The sequence below is a fragment of the Kocuria himachalensis genome, assembly GCF_054784195.1.
Map to the genome: position 1 here is coordinate 1 of NZ_BAAGPL010000007.1, position 16,710 is coordinate 16,710.

The following is a 16,710-nucleotide window of genomic DNA, read 5'->3' on the forward strand; positions in this document are numbered from 1 at the left end:
CCCTGTCTCTCGCCGGCCACGCGCATCTTCGCCGAGGTCTCCACCGCCCTGGGCCACACCTTCACGCCCAACCCTCAGCAGTGACCACGGTGGCGCCCGGGCCATGCCGTCTCCTGTGGTGATCCGGCGGCGGAAGGTCAGCGCAGCGGCAGTCGCATGAGGACGCGCGGGAACCTGTTGAGCGTCGAGGTGGTGTCGGCGGCCTTGGTGAAGCCGGCGCGCTCGAACATGGCGCGGGTGCCGACGTAGGCCATCGTGGTGTCGACCTTCCGGTCCCCGTTGTCCACGGGGTAGCCCTCGACGGCCGGTGCGCCGTGGCCGCGGGCGTGCTCCACCGCGCCCTCGAGCAGCGCCTGGGCCACGCCCCGGCCCCGGTGGCCGCCGCGCACCCGGAAGCACCACACGCTCCAGACCGGGAGGTCGTCGACGTGGGGGATCGTCCTCCCGTGGGTGAAGGCGTGCAGCTCGGCCCGCGGGGCGACGCCGCACCAGCCGACCACCGTCTCGTCGTCGTAGGCGAGGATGCCCGGCGGGATCGGCCGGGCGCACAGCTCCCGGGCGGTCTGCGCCCGTTCCCGGCCGCTCAGCGCGCGGTTCTGCTTGGACGGGAGCCGGTAGGTGAGGCACCAGCAGACCGCCGAGTCGGGGTTCCGGGGGCCCAGGATGGTGGCGACGTCGTCGAACCTCTCGCTCGTCGCCGGTCGGATCGTGAACGCGGTGGAAGTCATGGTGGTTCCTCGGTGCTGGGCGGTGCCTCTCACCCTAGGGAGAACCCGCCGCACGGACCACCCTCCGGCGGGGCCGAACCTCCGCGCGTCCCGGCCGGCCCCGGACCTGCGGGCCCGCTGCGAGGTGGTCGAGGGGGACCAGGGCGACCTCACCGCCGTGGCCGGGGCGACCGCCGGGGCCGACGCCCTGTACTGGGTGAACCCACCGACGGACGACGACGACCCCGTCGTCGGCCACGCCCGGACGGGGGAGGTCGCCGCTGCGGCGGTGACCGAGAACGCCGTGCCACGGGTGGTCTTCCAGAGCAGCGTCGGGGCCGAGGCCCGCCACGGTTTCGGGGAGATCGACGGCCTGGCCCGCACGGAGGAGCTGTTCGACGCCACGGGTGCGCACGTCACCCACCTGCGCTGCGGTTACTTCTTCACGAACCTGCTGCTGGACCTCGAGGCGGTGCGGTCCGGAGTGCTGAGCACCACCCTGCCGGTCGACCACCGGATGCCCTGGGTGGACCCCCGGGACATCGGGGACGTCGCCGCTGTCCGGCTCCTGGCCACCGACTGGACCGGCCGGCACACCCGGGGCGTGCACGGACCCGAGGACCTCTCCTTCGCCGAGGTCGCTCGGATCGTGGGGGCGGCGGTCGGGCGCCCGCTCACCGCCGTCCAGGTGCCGGAGACCGAGGTGGCTGCGGCCCTGCGCTCGATCGGCTTCACGGACGCGCAGGCCGAGGGGGTGCTGGGATGTCCCGGGGGCAGCGGGGCTTCACCCCGGAGAACCTGCGGGATCTCGTCAGCACGACGCCCACACCGCTGGGCGCCTGGGTCCACGCCGTGCTCCGGCCCGCGCTCGCGGCCTGAGCCGCCCGGGACCCCGCCGGTGTCGGGACCCCGCTGCCGCGCCGCACCGGATCAGGGGACCGGGTCCCGCCGGCGGTCCCAGGTCAGGACCACGTGGCCGCCGTCGAACGTGCTGACGTCCGTCAGATCGAACCGGGCGGGCGAGAACTCCCCGGCCTCGAAGGCCGGTCGCCCCGCACCGGCGACCACCGGATAGAGCTTGGTGACCACCCGGTCGATCTCCGGGAGCACCGCGCCGGCCAGGGACGCTCCGCCGATCAGACAGACGTCGAACGGCGAGTCCTCGGCCTTGAGGGAGCGCACGAGCCCGGCCGGGTCCTCGCGCACGACCGTCACCTCCGGGGTGAGCCCCTGCTGCGTGGTCGACACGACGTACTGGCGCAGGTGCGCGTACGGACTGACCACGCCGATGGCCAGGGCCGGTTCGTAGGTGCGCCGGCCCATGACCACGGTGTCGAAGTGCCGGTGGGGTGCGTCGTCGATGCCGAGGTGGGCGCGGACGTGGGTCGGGAGGGTCTCGGGGAACTCCTCGCCCAGCCAGGCGCCGTAGGCCTCCGAGAGCGGGAAGAAGTCGGTCTCGTCGTGCGGACCGGCGATCCTGCCGTCGATGGAGACGCCGATGAAGTAGGTCAGTCGTCGCATGCTCCCATTGTCGGCTGGCACGCCCGTCGACGTCATGGGGGAGTCGGACGACGACGGCCCGGTGCCGGTGCCGGCGCCCGGGTCAGCGACCGCGCCGGACGCGGTCGAAGGTCTCCCGGGCGACTCCCCACGAGGTCTTGCCGACGTCGAAGTGGTCGGTGAGCATGTACACCGCGATCCAGCGCTGGTAGGTCCACGCCCGGTGGAGGAGTCCGGGGTCGTCCGGCCCGGTGTAGCGCTCGTGCACCGCGCGGACGAAGGCCTCGCCGTACTCGTACAGCTCCGCGAAGTCCACGGCCGGGTCCCCGATGCACATGTCGCTGAAGTCGATGACGCCGAGCCGGGCGGCGTCGTCGTCCCAGAGCAAGTGGCGGCTGTAGACGTCGTTGTGGACGACCACCTCGGGCAGCTTTGCGGCGAGGAGCGCGTCGACCTCGGCGAGGATCCGGTCCACCTCCCTGAGTTCGGCCGGGGTCAGCACCCCGGGCAGGTGCGCGGCGGCCGCGCTGCGGACGTCGTCCTGGTCCTCGGCCAGGAAGGACGCCGGCACCTGCTCCAGCGGCGTGCCGGGGACGGGCGCGGTGTGCAGGGCCGAGAGGAAGCCGGCCAGCTGGTCCACGAGCGCGTCGCGCGCCGTCCCGTCCAGGGAGGCCGGCACCTGCGGTTCGAGCGTCCGGCCCGTCACGAGCGGGTACCCGGCGAACGAGCCGTCGGGCGCCACGCGGTCGTAACGCGGGATCCGCACGGGCAGCCGCGGGGCCAGGTGGTCCAGGACCTCCACCTCCCGTGCGAGCGCCTCCGTGTACGGCGCCTCCTGCGGGAAGCGGAACACCAGGGCGTCGTCCAGGACGACGACGACGTGGTCCCAGCCCTCGGTGATCCGCCGCGCCTCCGACCACGTCAGGTCGGGGAAGGCCGCGGCGATCCGCTCCAGCTCGTCCATTCCGGTCCTCCGTTCTCAGCGGCCCGGGGTGATCAGCCCGGTCTCGTAGGCGAGCACCACCAGCTGCGACCGGTCGCGGGCGCCGAGCTTGGCCAGCAGCCGGGACACGTAGGTGCGCGCGGTGGCGGGGGAGAGGAACAGTGCCTGGGCGATCTCGTCGTTGGACAGCCCCCGCCCCACCTGCTCGAGCACCTCGCGCTCGCGGTCGCTCAGCGCCCGCAGCGGGGCGTCGTCGAGCACGGTCTCCGGCCGCGCCGCGATGGAGCCGAGCACGGTGCGGGTCACTGACGGCGAAAGCAGGGCCTCCCCGGCGGCGACCACGCGGATCGCCCGGCGGAGGTCGGCGGGGGAGACGTCCTTGAGCAGGTAGCCGGCGGCCCCCGCGCGGATCGCCTCGAAGACGTGCTCGTCCTCGTCGAAGGTGGTCAGCACCAGCACCCGGACGTCGTGCAGCGCCGGGTCGGCCACGATCCGGCGGGTGGCCTCGAGGCCGTCCAGCTCGGGCATCCGGATGTCCATGAGCACCACGTCCGGGTGCAGCTCGCGCACCCGGGACAGCCCGCTCCGGCCGGTGGCGGCCTCCCCGACCACGGCGATGTCCCCGTCCCGCTCGGCCAGGGCCCGGAGCCCGGTGCGCACCAGTTCCTGGTCGTCGACGACGACGACGTCGATCACGACCCCAGCCTCCTCGGCAGCGTGGCGCGGACCTCGAAGCCGCCGCCGTCCCGGGTGCCGGCGGTGAGCGTGCCGCCGAGCAGGCAGGCGCGCTCGGCCATGCCCTGCAGGCCGCGGCCGCCGCCCTCGGCGCCGTGTGCCGCACCGGGCGCCGCACCAGCGGCTGCGCCGGGAGATGCGCCGGTGGGTGCGCCGCGCCCGTCGTCGGCGATCCGCAGCTCCAGCGTCCCGTTCCGCAGCCGGGCCTCCACCACGGCGTGCTGGGCGCCGGAGTGGCGCAGGACGTTGGTGAGGGACTCCTGGACGATCCGGTGGGCGGCCGCGTCGATGGTGGTGTCCAGCTCGTGCGGGTGCACGTCGATCCGTGCCGTCACCTCCACGCCGGCGTGCTGGGCCGCGGCGATCAGCTGCGGGATTCCGGCGAGGCCGATGCTGCTGCGCTCCGCCGGGTCGGCGCCGGGGGAGCGGAGCAGCTTCACGGTGCTCCGCAGCTCTCGCAGCGTGGCGGAGGCCGCCGCGCGGATCTGCTCGAGCGCCCGGGCCGCGGCCTCGTCGTCGTGCCCGACGGCCTCGGCGGCCACGCTGCTGTGCACGGCGATCACCGACATCGTGTGCCCGATGGTGTCGTGCAGGTCCCGGGCGATGCCGGCCTTCTCGTCCTGCAGGCGGCGGGCGGCCTCGTGGCGCTCCTCGGCGGTGGCGAGCGCGCGCAGCCGCTCCTCGTGGGCGCGGAGCTCCCGCCGGGATCGCACGCTCACCCCTAGCGCGACGGCCGCCGCGACCAGGGCGACGTCCGTGAGCAGGTCGTAGCTGACGAGGTAGGTGGTCGGCAGGCCCTCGTCCACGCGGAAGTAGGCGGCCACGGACACCAGCACCGCCCCGGCGGCGACCGCCGCTCGGGTGCGGTCCGTCTCGGCGGCGGAGAACAGGGCGGCCACGGCCGGCAGGGCGATGCCGATCGGCGGCAGCTGGAAGACGTAGTAGACGAAGATGCCGAGCACGGTCAGCACCAGCACCAGCCGGGGCGCGTGCCGCCGGGCCAGAAGCAGGGCTCCGAAGCCGGCCGCGAAGAGATAGGCGAGGGCACCGGCGCGGCCGGTGCCCTCCAGGTCCGCGGCGGCGACGACGGCCACGAGCACGGCCGTCGCGGCGGCCAGCACGGCGTCGACCAGCCGGGGGTCGGTCCCCTCGGCCGTCCGGCGCACGGGGCGGGCCGCCACGGTGCTGGGCATGCTTCCAGGGTAGCCAGACCGCCCGCCACCGGGGTCCGTACTGTGGCGACTGCCGGGGTCATGCCCGGGCGACCCGGAGGTCCGACTCCTCGCAGTGCTCGCTGACGTGTTCTTGCTCTGCAAGCAAGACCGCATGCCTTGGTGACATTGTCGGGCTACGGTGAGGCTCATGAACGAGCACGCACACCACGGCCCCTCCCTCGAGCACACCCACGGACACCTGCACGAGGAGGATCTGGCGCAGCTGCTGGACCTGGACGCCGCGATGTCCGGCGCCTCCTGGGAGGAAGTGACCACGTGGGCCACCCAGGACGCCGTGGGCAGCCCGGAGCGGATCGTCGACCTGGGGGCCGGCACGGGCGTCGGCGCCCTCGCGCTGGCCCGGCGTTTTCCGGCCGCGAAGGTGGTGGCGGTCGACCGGTCCCCGGCGATGCTCGACCGCCTGCGGGCCGCGGCCCGCGACCAGGGACTGGACGGCCGGGTGAGTGCGGTGCACGCGGACCTGGATGCCGCCTGGCCTGCGGTCGGTGCGGCGGACCTGGTGTGGGCCTCCTCGTTCCTGCACGAGGTCGCCGACCCCGGCGCGCTGCTGGAGAACGCCCGTGCCGGTCTGCGGCCCGGTGGGCTGCTGGTGGTCGTCGAGATGGACGGCCTGCCCCGCTTCCTGCCCGACGACCTCGGGATCGGCCGCCCCGGGCTGGAGCCCCGGTGCCACCAGGCCCTGGCCGACGCCGGGTGGAACGCCCACCCGGACTGGCGGCCCCTGCTGGAGCGGACCGGGTTCGAGGTCCACGGCCCGCACACCGTCAGCACCGCCGCGCCCCAGGAGCCGTCGGCCACCGCTCGGTACGCCCAGGCCTGGCTGTCCCACATGCGCCCGGCCCTCCAGGATCGGCTGGCCGCGGACGACCTCGCCGTCCTGGACCACCTCCTGACCCCGGACCACCCCGGCGCCCTGCTGCACCGCCAGGACCTGATCTTTCGGGCGAGTCGGACCGTCTGGGTCGCCCGGCGCCCCGAACCGCAGGGCAGGCGATAAGCATCGCGGCCCGGGCGGACGCGCCGCCGGAGCCGCAACGGCACTCCGCCCGGGGTGCTCGTGAGCGGCCGTCCGCTCCGGGCGACCGGCAGGGTCGCCGCCGGGCGATCGGAACCGTCCTGCTCCGGCGACCGGACAGACGCCTCTTGCCCGATCCCGGGGCAGGGCGCCGCTCCGTAGCGTCGACGGCATGAAGAACACCCACGAATCGCCGGCGGCCCGGCCCGCCGGTGGATCGCGCACACAGCGCGCCACGCACCTCCCACATCGCCTGGCCCTCCCGGTCCTGACGGCCTACCTGTGGGTCACGATGACCCTGTTCGGCGCCATCGTGCTGGAGACCTTCATGGTCTACCCCAACGTCTTCGCCGACCCGCCGGCGTCCCTGGAGCTGGGGATGGAGTTCCTCGCCGTCAGCGGCCCCTCCGACTTCTTCCCGCCCCTGGGCTTCGCGAGCTGGGTGCTGGGGGCGGCGTCGCTGGCACTGTGCCGGCGGATGCCCACGGTGCGCTGGTGGGTGCTGCTGAGCCTGGCCATGTTCGTGGCGGAGGGGGTGGTCTCGATGCTGTACTTCTGGCCGCGCAACGAGATCATGTTCGTCGAGGGCCCGGCCGTGCACTCCGCCGAGCACCTGCGCCAGGTCGCCGACGAGTTCGTGACCTGGCACGGCCGCTCCCGGATGGTCTTCAACACGGTCGCGGCCGTGGCCGCCTTCACCGCCTTCGTGCAGGCCCACCGGCACTGGCTCCTCGCCCTCGGTGCCGCCGGTGAGCGCCCTCCCCGGACAGCGGCGGCCCGATCGTAGACACTGGGAGCGGGACGTCCGAGGACACCCATCGTCCTGCCCGCAAGGTCTCCCGGCCCGGCACGCGTCCGGGCGGGGAACCACCGACTCCAGGAGGCGCCGTGCGCGGATCAGCCGTCGTCGTCGGGGCCGGCATCGCCGGCCTGGCCACCGCCCGCGGTTTGCTCAAGGCGGGCTGGTCCGTCCAGGTGCTCGAGCGCTCGCCGGGCCTGCCGGGCACCGGCACAGCACTGGGCATGTGGCCCGAGGCGATGCGGGCCCTGGACCAGCTGGGGATGGGGGAGCGGGTGCGGGCCGCCTCCGTCGAGCAGCGGGGAGCACGGCTCCTCCGGCCGGACGGCACCGAGATCGCCCGCGTCGGCCCCGGGCGCTCCGGCCGGCTGGTCCCCCGGCCCGCACTCCTGGCGGCGCTGGCCGAGGGCCTGCCCCCGGACGTCGTCGCGTGGAACGCTCCGGTGACAGATCACGGCGCCCTGGCCGCGGCAGACGTCGTCGTCGCCGCGGACGGCGTCCACAGCCCCGTCCGCGCCGCGCTCTTCGGCGTCGCCCCGCGGCCGCTGGGCACCGTCGCCCTCCGCGGCACCGTCCCGGGACCGGCGGACGGGGTCACGGAGACCTGGGGGCCGGCACGGCTCTTCGGGATCACCCCGCACGACGCCGAGCGCACCAACTGGTTCGCCAGCGTCCGCGCCGACGTGCTCGACTCCGCGGGGGCCGGGTGCGACGACCCCGAGACCCTCCGCCGGCTCTACGGCGACTGGCACCCGGACGTGCGGCGCGTCCTGGACGCCCTCGGGGACAACCCGATCGACCGGCGCACGCTGATCGACGTCCCCCCGCTGCCGTCCTACGTCCAGGGGCGCACCGTGCTCCTCGGCGACGCCGCCCACGGCATGGCGCCCAATCTCGGGCGGGGCGCCTGCGAGGCCCTCATCGACGCCACGGCCCTCGTCGACGCGCTGACCGGGGGATCCGACGTGCCCGGCGCCCTCCGCCGGTACGACGTCGCACGGCGCCGGCCGACCACCCGCACGGTGCGCCTGGCCCGCCTGGCGAACAGCGTGAGCACAGCTCGTCACTGGCTGCCCGTGCGCAACGTCGTCGTCGCCGCTGCGGGACGCCTGAGCTAGCTCGGACAGGATTCAGTTGCTGACGGCCGGGGCGTCGCGGATGTAGGCGGTCTCCAGGACCTGGGTGGCGGTGAACCGGGCGATGTCGGCGGCGGTGGCCGAGGAACCCACCGCCCCGGGACCGAAGAACCCCACGTACTTCAGCCCCCGGGCGCTTCCTCCGGTGGCGTGCATGAACCGCACGATCGTCCAGTCCAGTCCGGAGCCGGCGACCACCTGCAGCATCCCTGCCATCTGCCGGTAGGCGTGCGGATCGAGGTGGCGGGCCAGGTAGCGGTGGACCTTGATGCGGGTGGTGGGCCTCTCCCTGGGGCACAGGCTGACCACCGGGGTGCCGTGGCCGATGTAGCGGCGGATCCCGTGATGGTGCATGCCGGCCACGATGTGGCCGGTGCCCTCGACCAGGATCGGCCGGCGGGAACGGGGCCGCAGGCGCGGATCCAAGGTGTTGATCACCGCCCCCGAGCCCTCCAGCGCGGCGTCAACGGCGGCGGGGTCGGTGATCTGCCCGGTGACCACCTGCACGGCCGGCCCCCAGGAGGCCGGCGCCTCCGAGGGGTCGGCCACGAAAGCGACGACCTCGTAGCCGCGGAACAGCAGATCCTCGACGAGCTCCTGGCCGATGGCACTGACAGCCCCGAACACGGTGACCTTCATCTGTCCCCCAACGGATGCAGTTGCACGGACGTGTTTCCCGCACCGTAGATCACCCGGTTTCCAAATGAAATGCCATGGAGCGCGTGTGACATCCGCGGACGGGGCGGTGCAGGCCCGTGGGGAGCAAGGACAGGGCCGGGTGCCCGGAACGCTGAGGCGCCGTCTCGCCAGGAGTGGGACCGGGCCGGCGCAGTGTCCTCCTGGCCTCGAAGGTGTCGCGGGACGTGGACTCTTTTGGGGACAGGGCGGCCAGATTGTGACTCCCGGGTAGCCAGTACGCTGATGACAACGCATCGACTGGGCGTTCCCCCACTTCCAGGAAGCGAGACGACGATGACCACCCCCGAGATCCTGCAAGCCGTCAAGGACCTGGTGCAGACCCCGCCCCCGGCCGGGGTGCGCGTGGACCGGTTCGAGATCGTCGACGAGGTCGCCGAGCTCTCCCTGTCCTTCCACGACGAGGTGCTCGAGAACGTCCTGGCCTCCGAACTGGCCTCCACCGGTGGACCCGCCGACTGGAACGACCCCCGTGCGCCGATGGACGAAGGTTCCCCGACCTGGGCCTATGCCGGTGGGATCGCTGCCCTGCTGCACCACGGCTACTTCAACCAGACGGTCCTCGCCCAGCACGAGGCCGCGCTGCTCCGGATTCTCGCCGAGCACGGCCACCCCGGGACACCGGTGACCGCCACCGCCACCTACACCCCGGCCGACCTCATGCCCCACTACCGCAAGCTCAAGGCCGAACACCTCAAGAACCTGAGCGCCCCTCAGGGCTGAGGGGTCGTTCCGGCGGAGGCCCAGCGAGCGGGGCCGGTGGATCCTGCCGGGTACTCCTCCAAGGGAACCTCTCCGGTCTGCCAGGCGGCGCGGATCTGGTCGATGATGCCCCAGGCGTGCTCGGCGGCCTCGCCGGAGAGGGACAGTGAGGGGTCCCGGTCCAGGATCCCGTGCAGGACCTCTCCGTAGGGGTTCAACCTACCGGCGCCGAAGTCGGCGGTGAGCCGTCCGCGATCCAGGACGAAGGGGTCGCCGGGGCCGTTGACGTTGAGCTCCAGCACCATGGCGTCGGGACCCAAGCAGATGCGCAGCACCGTCGGCTCGAGGTGCCCGTCCAGGCCCACGGGCAGGTGCGGGACCTCGCGGAAGGTGATGGCGATCTCCCGCCGGGCCGCCCTCAGGGCCTTGCCGGAGCGCAGGGTGAACGGCACTCCCGACCACCGCCAGGTGGTCGACTCCAGGGTGAGCTCGGCCAGGGTCTCGGTGCCCCGCTGCGTATCCACCCCGTGCTCGTCGACGTAGGAGGGAAGACGGCGGTCCCCGACGGTGCCGGCGGTGTAGCGGGCGCGCCGGCCGGCCGCCACCGGGTCCCCGGCGAAGGGACGCACGGCGCGCAACGCCTCGGTCTTGGCCGCGCGCAGATCGGTGGCGTGCACCGACTGTGGGGCGTCCATGGTGACCAGGGCCATGACCTGCAGCAGGTGGGACTGGATCATGTCGACCATCGCCCCGGCCCGGTCGTAGTAGCCGGCCCGGTTCTCCAGCCCCAGGACCTCGTCGTAGACGATCTCGACCTTCGCGACGTGGTCGCGGTTGAACAGCGGTTCGAACAAGTAGTTGGCGAAGCGCAGCCCCAGGACGTTGAGCACCGTGGACTTGCCCAGGAAGTGATCCACCCTGAAGACCTGGTCCTCATCCACCAAGGAGGTCAGTTGCCGGTTGAGCGCAGCGGCACTGGCACGGTCCACACCGAAGGGCTTTTCCAGGGCCAGCACGGTGCCTTCCGGCAGGGCCACCTGGTGCAGGGCCTCGATGGCCTTGGCCGTCACCGCCGGGGGCAGGGCGAAGTACAAGGCCGGGATGCCCTCGGCTGAGGCCAGCACCTGCTGAAGGTCCTCGGCCGACGAGACATCGGTGACCAGATAATCAGCGTGGCCCAGGACGTGCTCCACAGCGGGCCCGGTGGCCTCGACGCTGTCGAAGGCCGTTCGGACGGTCTCGGCCCACTGCCGGCTGTCGCGCGGGGCGAGGTCGGCGCCGATCAGGCTGATCCGGCGCTCGGGCTGCTCGGTGAGCAACCGGCCCAGACCGGGCAGCAGCAGCCGGGAGGTGAGGTCCCCGGTGGCGCCGAGAACGACCAGGCTCCCGATGTTCTCCGTACCGGTGTTGTCCATGACAGCACGCTACCCCCGCCGGCCCTGGGCGTGGGCGGTGGCCGCTGATTGAATGGGCGCATGAGCGACGACCGGACCGGGGGCCTCTCCACTCCGCTGGAGGACTACGCGCTGCTCTCCGATCTGCGCACCGGCCCCCTGGTGTCCCGCGACGGCAGCATCGACTGGCTGTGCTTTCCGCGTTTCGACTCCCCGTCCGTCTTCGCGGCTCTGCTCGGGGACCCGGAGGACGGCCGTTGGCGGCTGTTCGCCGTGGACGGGACGGTGGTCTCCCGCCGGTACCTGCCGCGCACCTTCGTGCTCGAGACCACCTGGAGCACCTCGACCGGCACCGCTGTGGTCACCGATTTCATGCCGCCCAGTGACGGACAGGCGGATCTGGTGCGCCAGGTGACGTGCACCCGGGGCGCGGTGGCCGTCGAGCACGACCTGCGGATCCGCTTCGACTACAACCGCTCCAAGCCCTGGACCCGGCGGGTGGACCTGCGCGGGACCGCCCGGGACGGGCTGCTGTCGGTCGCCGGGCCCAACGCCCTGCTGCTGGCCGGGCCCCTGCTGCACCCCCACGAAGCCCAGCAGGTCGAGCCCCAGGCGGGCATGGAGCACCGCCACCAGGCCTCCCGGCAAGGCCACCCCGACGACTACCAGGGCGCAGTCTCCGACCGGCTCACCGGGGTCTTCCACCTGACAGCCGGTCAGTCCCTGAACTGGGTGCTCACCTGGCACAGGTCCCACCGGTACCCGCCCACCCCGGTGGACCCCCAGCAGGCCCTGGAGCGGACGGTGGCCTACTGGCAGGACTGGTCCCGGCGGGTGGCGGTCGGCGACCGTCACGACGAGCTGGTGCTGCGCTCCCTGATGGTGCTGCGAGCCCTGACGCACCAGGCCACCGGCGGGATCGTGGCCGCGCCCACCACCTCCCTGCCCGAGGAGTTCGGCGGCGTGCGCAACTGGGACTATCGCTACACCTGGCTGCGTGATGCGGCCCTGACCATCGAGACCCTCATCGCCCACGACTTCACCGACGGCGCGCTGCACTGGCGCAACTGGTTGCTGCGGGCCGTGGCCGGGGACCCGGAGGACCTGCAGATCATGTACGGGATCGCGGGAGAGCGGCAGCTGCCCGAGACCGAACTGAGCCACCTCGCCGGCTACGAGGGCTCGGCCCCGGTGCGGATCGGCAACGGTGCCGCGGAGCAGTACCAGGCCGATGTCGTCGGGGAGGTCATGCTCGCCCTGGCCGCCCTGCGCGACGCCGGGGTGGCCGAGGACGAGTACTCCTGGGGGCTGCAGAAGAACCTGCTGCGGTTCTGCGAGGACAACTTCGACCGGCGGGGCCACGGCATCTGGGAGATGCGCGGGGAGCCGACCTCTTTCGTCCACGGGCGGGTCATGATGTGGGCGGCCTTCGACCAGGGCGTGCGCGCCGTCGAGGACCACGGTCTGGACGGCCCGGCGGAGCGCTGGAAGGGCCTTCGGGACCGGTTGCGGAAGGAGGTCCTGGAGCACGGGTTCGACGAGGAGCTGAACTCCTTCACCCAGACGTACTCCACCTCCGAGGTCGACGCGTCTCTGCTGCAGCTGCCGCACACCGGTTTCATCGCCTACGACGACCCGCGGATGCTGGGCACCGTGGCCCGGATCGAGCAGGACCTGCTGGACGCCTCGGGCTTGTTGCACCGCTACCGCACCGCCACCGGCCTCGACGGCCTGCCGGGTGCCGAGTACCCGTTCCTGATCTGCTCCTTCTGGCTGGTGAAGCAGTACGCGCGCAGCGGCCGGGTCGAGGACGCCGGGGCGCTCCTGGAGCAGCTGACCGGCTGCGCCACCGACCTGGGCCTCTACAGCGAGGAGTACGACCCGGCGAGCGGCCGGCTGGCCGGGAACTTCCCCCAGGCGTTCAGCCACCTCGGCTTCATCCGCGCCGCTGACGCCGTCGCGGAAGCCACCGGGAAGCAGCGGCTGTCCGTAGGTGACCGGCGCCGTGGCGCCGAGGGTGCCGGCGACGACGCGGGCTCGTCCCACCCGCTTCCGCCGGGTTCCTTGGTGTGAGGGGTCTGCAGGACCCGGGCGGCCACCGCCGCCGACGTCGCGGATCTGCGCGCGGAGATCATCGGACTGCGCGAGCTGCTCACCCGGCGCCCAGAGGCAGCGCGCCAGGATGCGCCTCCGTCCTCCTGAGTGCCGGTTCCACGGCTCCGTCAGGGTGCGGGGGGCGACGACGCGGCGTCGGCCTCGGCGACGCGCTTGAGCCGCTGCAGGCTCTCGTGCAGCCCCTCGCGCATCGTGGTCATCCGCTCCGGGTCCCGGCCCAGGGTGCCGATGATGAACCAGCCGATGCGCCCGACCGGGCGGGCGACCTCGTAGGACTCCGTCACCCGGGTGCCGCTGCCCTCGGGCTCGAACCGGTAGCGCCACACGATGGTCCCGGCGAAGGCCTCGGTGCGGGCGAACGCGAACTCCCGCCCGGGCTCGGCGGCCATGACGAGCGGCCTGTTGTGCCACGAGAACCTGGAGTCAGCCGGCACCCGGTTGCGGGCCCGGAAGCGCGCTCCGACGCGGGGCCCGCCGTCGTCGAGCCAGACGACCTCGTCGACCTCGGGACTGTACTCGGGGGTGCGGGTGACGTCGGCGACGAGGTCGTAGACCACCTGAGGCGGTGCCTCGACGTGGATGGAGTCCTCGGCGCGGCCCAGGGTCTGCATGGTGGTCCTCCGTGCGGTGTCCGAGTAGCGCGGGCCCCGGGCACCTCGGGTGCCCGACGGGCCGGGTGCTTCCACGGTAGGACCTCGCCCTGCTGAGCCCTCGGGGCGAGACCGGATCGTTGCTCGGGGCGGTTGCGTGTCGTCGCCCCCGACCGACCCGGGGGCTGCGCTCCACAGGCACGAGTCGACCCCATGAATTGGCACAAGCGCGTGCCAGATCCGGCTCAGCCGGGACACAGCACCCGTTCCTAGCGTGGGGCCGACAACCACCGCACCGATGGAGGATCCATGGACCGCAACACCCCGCACGAGACGGCGCACAGCTACGAGGGCCGCCGGCTGCCGCGGCCCGAGGAGGAGGTGGTCGACCAGGGGCTGGGCTTCGACATCGGCACCCTGATGAACCGGCGGAAGGTGCTGACGGTCTTCGGCCTCGGCGCCTCGGCCTTCGGACTCGCGGCCTGCGGAACGGGGGCGGGCGGTGCCGGCACGAGCGCGTCGTCGTCGGCCTCCACGTCACCGTCGCCCTCGGCCACGGCCCTGGCGGTCGACGAGATCCCGGACGAGACCGCCGGCCCCTACCCCGGGGACGGCTCCAACGGTCCCGACGTGCTCGAGCAGAGCGGGATCGTGCGCAGCGACCTCCGCCCCAGCTTCGGGGACTCCGGCGGGACCGCCGAGGGCGTGCCCATGACGCTGGAGCTGACCATCGCCGATCTCGCCGGCGGCGGGGTGCCGTTCGCGGGGGTGGCCGTCTACGTCTGGCACTGCGACCGCGAAGGCCGCTACTCCATGTACTCGGAGGGCGTCACCGACCAGAACTACCTGCGCGGGGTGCAGATCGCCGACGACGACGGGAAGGTGCGCTTCACCAGCATCTTCCCGGCCTGCTACACCGGGCGCTGGCCGCACATCCACTTCGAGGTCTACCCGGACCAGGCGTCCATCACCGACTCCACCACGGCGATCGCCACCTCGCAGGTCGCCCTGCCCAAGAACGCCTGCGACGCCGTCTACACGACCACCGGCTACGAAGCCTCTGTGGCCAACCTCGCCCAGCTCACCCTGGGCACCGACAACGTCTTCGGCGACGACGGCGGGGCGAGCCAGCTGGGTGCCGTCACCGGCAGTGTCTCCCGGGGCTACACCGTCACCCTGACCGCCGGTGTGGACACGACCACCACGCCCACCGGCGGCGGCATGGCCGGAGCGCCCCCTGGAGGCGAGGGCGGCACCCCGCCGGCACCCCCGGCCAGCTGAGACGGCCGACCACCTGAACCGGAAAGGAGTTCCCGATGGCCAGACTCGTCGACAGCCCGATGTCGTTGTTGCTCATCCTGCTCGTGGTGCTGCTGCTCTTCGGCGCCCCGAGACTGCCGGGCATGGCCCGCAGCCTCGGCCAGTCCCTGCGCATCTTCAAGTCCGAGGTCGCGGAGCTGAAGCAGGACGATCCCACCGGCGAGCCCGGTGCCGCCGATCCGGTCAGGTCCCGGGAGGCCGGTACCTGATCTGCTCGGCCTGGTGCAGGGCCTCCAGCGTGTCCTCGACGCTCATGAGCACCGTGGTCTCCAAGGAGCTCAGGGCGCCGCCCCCGCTGATGGCCAGGGCCACCGCGGCCATGGACACGTTGTCGGGTGCCTCCCAGAGGTTGTAGCCGTCGTGCTCGCCGAAGGCGTACCAGAAGCCGTGCAGCTTACCGCCGACCGATTCGATGTAGTCCTGGGCGGCTTTGCGGCGGTCCTCCGGGTGGGTGATCAGCCGGGCCCAGGTCTCCGGCGTGTAGCTGAATTTCGACAGGTAGAGCGGCATCGTCTCGTCCTTTCATGTCCTGAGGGGCGTCCTCCTGGGCGTCCCGTCGAGGTCCCGTCCGTCCCCGGTTCAGTCCTGCTCGGCGAGGGACTCGATGGGTCGGGGCGTGGTGATGGGGTCGGCGTGGCGGTGGCAGATCCGCCACACGCCGTCCTCCTCGCGGCGGAAGACGGTGGTGGCCCGCAGTGCGAAGGGGATCAGCTCCTCGGTTCCGCCGAGCTTGGCCCGGGAGCGTTCGATCTCCACGACATAGGCGAGGTCCGCGGTGACGACCTGGGAGATGCGCTCGAAACGCACGGTCTCGCCCTCCCGCAGCTGAGCCACGGCCCGTCGTGTGGCCGCGACGACGTGGTCGAAGCCGCGCACCGGTGGACCCAGCGGATTGGCCAGGGTGACGTCCTCGGCCCGGGAGAACATCTCGAGCTTCGGTTCCGGATCGCCGCGCACCAGGGCATTGAGTGCCTGGTGGTCAGCCTCCATGGCCTGGGTCAGCTCTGCGGGGATCATGGTGTCCTCCTGGGTGCCCGGGATTCTCGATCACGGTGGTGCTGACCGTAGGCCCCGGCAAGGACCGACCCAAGGGAATCGGCCGGATCGTCGCCGGCCCGTGACTCATGTCGCCTCCGTGTCAGCGGCGGCGCCCGTTCAGTCCGGGGCGCCGTCGCGGGCGCGAGCGGTCCACGGGCCGTCGCCGAGCTTGGCGTAGGACGCGGCCACGATCTCCTCGAGTACGGTCAGGTCCACCGCGTCGAGGTCCTTGATGTAGATGCAGCCCACCCCGGTGGTGTGGGGGCCCAGGCGCGCCAGGTTCTCCTGGTGGGCGTCGACGCCGTCGTACACGTAGATCGTCGTCGCAGCTTTCCGGGCGGCGAAGCCGGCCGCGGGGGCGTCGCCCTCGTGCCCGCTCGCGTACTGGTAGTGGTACTGGCCGAAGCCCACGATGGTGCCCCACATCTCTGCCGGCTGCCCGGTGATCCGTGCGAACCACGGAACGAGCCGCTCGGCGCCCTCCCGCCGCCTCTTCGGCGTGACGCCGGCAAGGTACTCCTCGACCGGCTGACCTGTCTTCTCCACGGTGGGCTCCTCGGACTCGCTGGGAGACGATCGTCTCAGGCACCAGCGTCCTCGGCCCGTCCGACACGGCGGCGCGGAGCTTGTGCGCACACCGGGCCAGGCCCTGCACCATCACCGTTCGGCTTCTTCTCGGCTCCTGGACGACGACGGCGCCGGCCGTCAGGAGCTGCTCGACGGCGCGCTGCGCGGCCGGTGGGGACACCCCGGCGTGGTCGAGCAACCGGCCGGTGCGGCACCTG

General features: G+C 72.8%; 18 protein-coding genes and 1 pseudogene. 8 read left to right on the forward strand and 11 right to left on the reverse strand.

Annotation, left to right across the window (positions count from 1 at the left end):
- Positions 1 to 137 precede the first annotated feature (137 nt).
- On the reverse strand, positions 138 to 728 hold the full coding sequence (locus ACYVM4_RS05020) for a GNAT family N-acetyltransferase (protein ID WP_368822778.1): 591 nt from the start codon (positions 726 to 728) through the stop codon (positions 138 to 140).
- Between ACYVM4_RS05020 and ACYVM4_RS05025 the strand changes: the two are divergent.
- A pseudogene (locus ACYVM4_RS05025) lies at positions 727 to 1,362 on the forward strand (NAD(P)H-binding protein); the annotation flags it as partial. The gene ACYVM4_RS05020 and the pseudogene ACYVM4_RS05025 sit on opposite strands and share 2 nt — an antisense overlap.
- A 275-nt stretch (positions 1,363 to 1,637) precedes the next feature.
- Here the strand turns inward: ACYVM4_RS05025 and ACYVM4_RS05030 are convergent.
- The 4 genes from ACYVM4_RS05030 to ACYVM4_RS05045 form a co-directional block, all read right to left on the reverse strand.
- Positions 1,638 to 2,228 carry a dihydrofolate reductase family protein gene (locus ACYVM4_RS05030; RefSeq protein WP_368822777.1) on the reverse strand — a complete coding sequence of 197 codons (591 nt, stop codon included), beginning with the start codon at positions 2,226 to 2,228 and terminating at the stop codon, positions 1,638 to 1,640.
- An 82-nt stretch (positions 2,229 to 2,310) separates the two neighbouring features.
- Positions 2,311 to 3,171: a phosphotransferase family protein gene (locus ACYVM4_RS05035; protein ID WP_460667833.1), complete on the reverse strand. Its 861-nt coding sequence runs from the start codon at positions 3,169 to 3,171 to the stop codon at positions 2,311 to 2,313.
- Between the two features lie 15 nt (positions 3,172 to 3,186).
- On the reverse strand, positions 3,187 to 3,846 hold the full coding sequence (locus ACYVM4_RS05040) for a response regulator (protein ID WP_460667834.1): 660 nt from the start codon (positions 3,844 to 3,846) through the stop codon (positions 3,187 to 3,189).
- Entirely contained in the window at positions 3,843 to 5,078 is a 1,236-nt protein-coding gene (locus ACYVM4_RS05045; RefSeq protein ID WP_460667835.1) for a sensor histidine kinase, read from the reverse strand. Before ACYVM4_RS05045 ends, ACYVM4_RS05040 begins: the two co-directional genes overlap by 4 nt.
- Positions 5,079 to 5,247: 169 nt before the next feature.
- Here ACYVM4_RS05045 and ACYVM4_RS05050 point away from each other — a divergent pair, with 169 nt between their 5' ends.
- From ACYVM4_RS05050 to ACYVM4_RS05060, 3 genes are all read left to right on the forward strand, one after another.
- Positions 5,248 to 6,117 carry a class I SAM-dependent methyltransferase gene (locus ACYVM4_RS05050; RefSeq protein WP_368822773.1) on the forward strand — a complete coding sequence of 290 codons (870 nt, stop codon included), beginning with the start codon at positions 5,248 to 5,250 and terminating at the stop codon, positions 6,115 to 6,117.
- 190 nt (positions 6,118 to 6,307) lie between these two features.
- Positions 6,308 to 6,922 carry a hypothetical protein gene (locus ACYVM4_RS05055; RefSeq protein ID WP_460667836.1) on the forward strand — a complete coding sequence of 205 codons (615 nt, stop codon included), beginning with the start codon at positions 6,308 to 6,310 and terminating at the stop codon, positions 6,920 to 6,922.
- Positions 6,923 to 7,023: 101 nt separating this feature from the next.
- Positions 7,024 to 8,052, forward strand: a complete 1,029-nt coding sequence (locus tag ACYVM4_RS05060; protein WP_460667837.1) for an FAD-dependent oxidoreductase — start codon at positions 7,024 to 7,026, stop codon at positions 8,050 to 8,052.
- Between the two features lie 12 nt (positions 8,053 to 8,064).
- On the opposite strand, the gene ACYVM4_RS05065 is transcribed toward ACYVM4_RS05060, so the two are convergent.
- On the reverse strand, positions 8,065 to 8,709 hold the full coding sequence (locus ACYVM4_RS05065) for an NAD(P)-dependent oxidoreductase (protein ID WP_368822770.1): 645 nt from the start codon (positions 8,707 to 8,709) through the stop codon (positions 8,065 to 8,067).
- 333 nt (positions 8,710 to 9,042) lie between these two features.
- Here ACYVM4_RS05065 and ACYVM4_RS05070 point away from each other — a divergent pair, with 333 nt between their 5' ends.
- The gene (locus ACYVM4_RS05070) at positions 9,043 to 9,489 is read left to right on the forward strand and encodes a hypothetical protein (protein ID WP_368822769.1); all 447 of its coding nucleotides are present in this window, start codon (positions 9,043 to 9,045) and stop codon (positions 9,487 to 9,489) included.
- Here the strand turns inward: ACYVM4_RS05070 and ACYVM4_RS05075 are convergent.
- On the reverse strand, positions 9,480 to 10,883 hold the full coding sequence (locus ACYVM4_RS05075; protein ID WP_460667838.1) for a glucose-6-phosphate dehydrogenase: 1,404 nt from the start codon (positions 10,881 to 10,883) through the stop codon (positions 9,480 to 9,482). The two genes, ACYVM4_RS05070 and ACYVM4_RS05075, sit on opposite strands and share 10 nt — an antisense overlap.
- A gap of 60 nt (positions 10,884 to 10,943) precedes the next feature.
- Here ACYVM4_RS05075 and ACYVM4_RS05080 point away from each other — a divergent pair, with 60 nt between their 5' ends.
- The gene (locus ACYVM4_RS05080) at positions 10,944 to 12,935 is read left to right on the forward strand and encodes a glycoside hydrolase family 15 protein (protein ID WP_460667839.1); all 1,992 of its coding nucleotides are present in this window, start codon (positions 10,944 to 10,946) and stop codon (positions 12,933 to 12,935) included.
- 149 nt (positions 12,936 to 13,084) lie between these two features.
- On the opposite strand, the gene ACYVM4_RS05085 is transcribed toward ACYVM4_RS05080, so the two are convergent.
- Positions 13,085 to 13,588: an SRPBCC family protein gene (locus ACYVM4_RS05085; RefSeq protein ID WP_460667840.1), complete on the reverse strand. Its 504-nt coding sequence runs from the start codon at positions 13,586 to 13,588 to the stop codon at positions 13,085 to 13,087.
- 288 nt (positions 13,589 to 13,876) lie between these two features.
- Here ACYVM4_RS05085 and ACYVM4_RS05090 point away from each other — a divergent pair, with 288 nt between their 5' ends.
- The gene (locus tag ACYVM4_RS05090) at positions 13,877 to 14,848 is read left to right on the forward strand and encodes an intradiol ring-cleavage dioxygenase (RefSeq protein ID WP_460667841.1); all 972 of its coding nucleotides are present in this window, start codon (positions 13,877 to 13,879) and stop codon (positions 14,846 to 14,848) included.
- A gap of 35 nt (positions 14,849 to 14,883) precedes the next feature.
- Complete coding sequence (tatA, locus tag ACYVM4_RS05095) at positions 14,884 to 15,096, forward strand: twin-arginine translocase TatA/TatE family subunit (RefSeq protein WP_460667842.1); 213 nt, start codon at positions 14,884 to 14,886, stop codon at positions 15,094 to 15,096.
- On the opposite strand, the gene ACYVM4_RS05100 is transcribed toward tatA, so the two are convergent.
- The 3 genes from ACYVM4_RS05100 to ACYVM4_RS05110 form a co-directional block, all read right to left on the reverse strand.
- Positions 15,071 to 15,397 carry a GYD domain-containing protein gene (locus ACYVM4_RS05100; RefSeq protein ID WP_368822764.1) on the reverse strand — a complete coding sequence of 109 codons (327 nt, stop codon included), beginning with the start codon at positions 15,395 to 15,397 and terminating at the stop codon, positions 15,071 to 15,073. The genes tatA and ACYVM4_RS05100 overlap by 26 nt on opposite strands.
- Positions 15,398 to 15,466: 69 nt before the next feature.
- Positions 15,467 to 15,904, reverse strand: a complete 438-nt coding sequence (locus ACYVM4_RS05105; protein WP_368822763.1) for a YybH family protein — start codon at positions 15,902 to 15,904, stop codon at positions 15,467 to 15,469.
- Positions 15,905 to 16,042: 138 nt separating this feature from the next.
- Positions 16,043 to 16,471 (reverse strand): DUF1801 domain-containing protein, encoded by a 429-nt coding sequence (locus tag ACYVM4_RS05110; RefSeq protein ID WP_460667843.1) that lies wholly within the window; start codon positions 16,469 to 16,471, stop codon positions 16,043 to 16,045.
- Between the last annotated feature and the right edge of the window lie 239 nt (positions 16,472 to 16,710).

Bases quoted from the DNA above. Each gene is read 5' to 3' on its own strand.
- ACYVM4_RS05020 (WP_368822778.1), bottom strand. From the start codon at position 728: ATGACTTCCACCGCGTTCACGATCCGACCGGCGACGAGCGAGAGGTTC.
- ACYVM4_RS05030 (WP_368822777.1), bottom strand. From the start codon at position 2,228: ATGCGACGACTGACCTACTTCATCGGCGTCTCCATCGACGGCAGGATC.
- ACYVM4_RS05035 (WP_460667833.1), bottom strand. From the start codon at position 3,171: ATGGACGAGCTGGAGCGGATCGCCGCGGCCTTCCCCGACCTGACGTGG.
- ACYVM4_RS05045 (WP_460667835.1), bottom strand. From the start codon at position 5,078: ATGCCCAGCACCGTGGCGGCCCGCCCCGTGCGCCGGACGGCCGAGGGG.
- ACYVM4_RS05050 (WP_368822773.1), top strand. From the start codon at position 5,248: ATGAACGAGCACGCACACCACGGCCCCTCCCTCGAGCACACCCACGGA.
- ACYVM4_RS05055 (WP_460667836.1), top strand. From the start codon at position 6,308: ATGAAGAACACCCACGAATCGCCGGCGGCCCGGCCCGCCGGTGGATCG.
- ACYVM4_RS05065 (WP_368822770.1), bottom strand. From the start codon at position 8,709: ATGAAGGTCACCGTGTTCGGGGCTGTCAGTGCCATCGGCCAGGAGCTC.
- ACYVM4_RS05070 (WP_368822769.1), top strand. From the start codon at position 9,043: ATGACCACCCCCGAGATCCTGCAAGCCGTCAAGGACCTGGTGCAGACC.
- ACYVM4_RS05075 (WP_460667838.1), bottom strand. From the start codon at position 10,883: ATGGACAACACCGGTACGGAGAACATCGGGAGCCTGGTCGTTCTCGGC.
- ACYVM4_RS05080 (WP_460667839.1), top strand. From the start codon at position 10,944: ATGAGCGACGACCGGACCGGGGGCCTCTCCACTCCGCTGGAGGACTAC.
- ACYVM4_RS05085 (WP_460667840.1), bottom strand. From the start codon at position 13,588: ATGCAGACCCTGGGCCGCGCCGAGGACTCCATCCACGTCGAGGCACCG.
- ACYVM4_RS05090 (WP_460667841.1), top strand. From the start codon at position 13,877: ATGGACCGCAACACCCCGCACGAGACGGCGCACAGCTACGAGGGCCGC.
- tatA (WP_460667842.1), top strand. From the start codon at position 14,884: ATGGCCAGACTCGTCGACAGCCCGATGTCGTTGTTGCTCATCCTGCTC.
- ACYVM4_RS05100 (WP_368822764.1), bottom strand. From the start codon at position 15,397: ATGCCGCTCTACCTGTCGAAATTCAGCTACACGCCGGAGACCTGGGCC.
- ACYVM4_RS05105 (WP_368822763.1), bottom strand. From the start codon at position 15,904: ATGATCCCCGCAGAGCTGACCCAGGCCATGGAGGCTGACCACCAGGCA.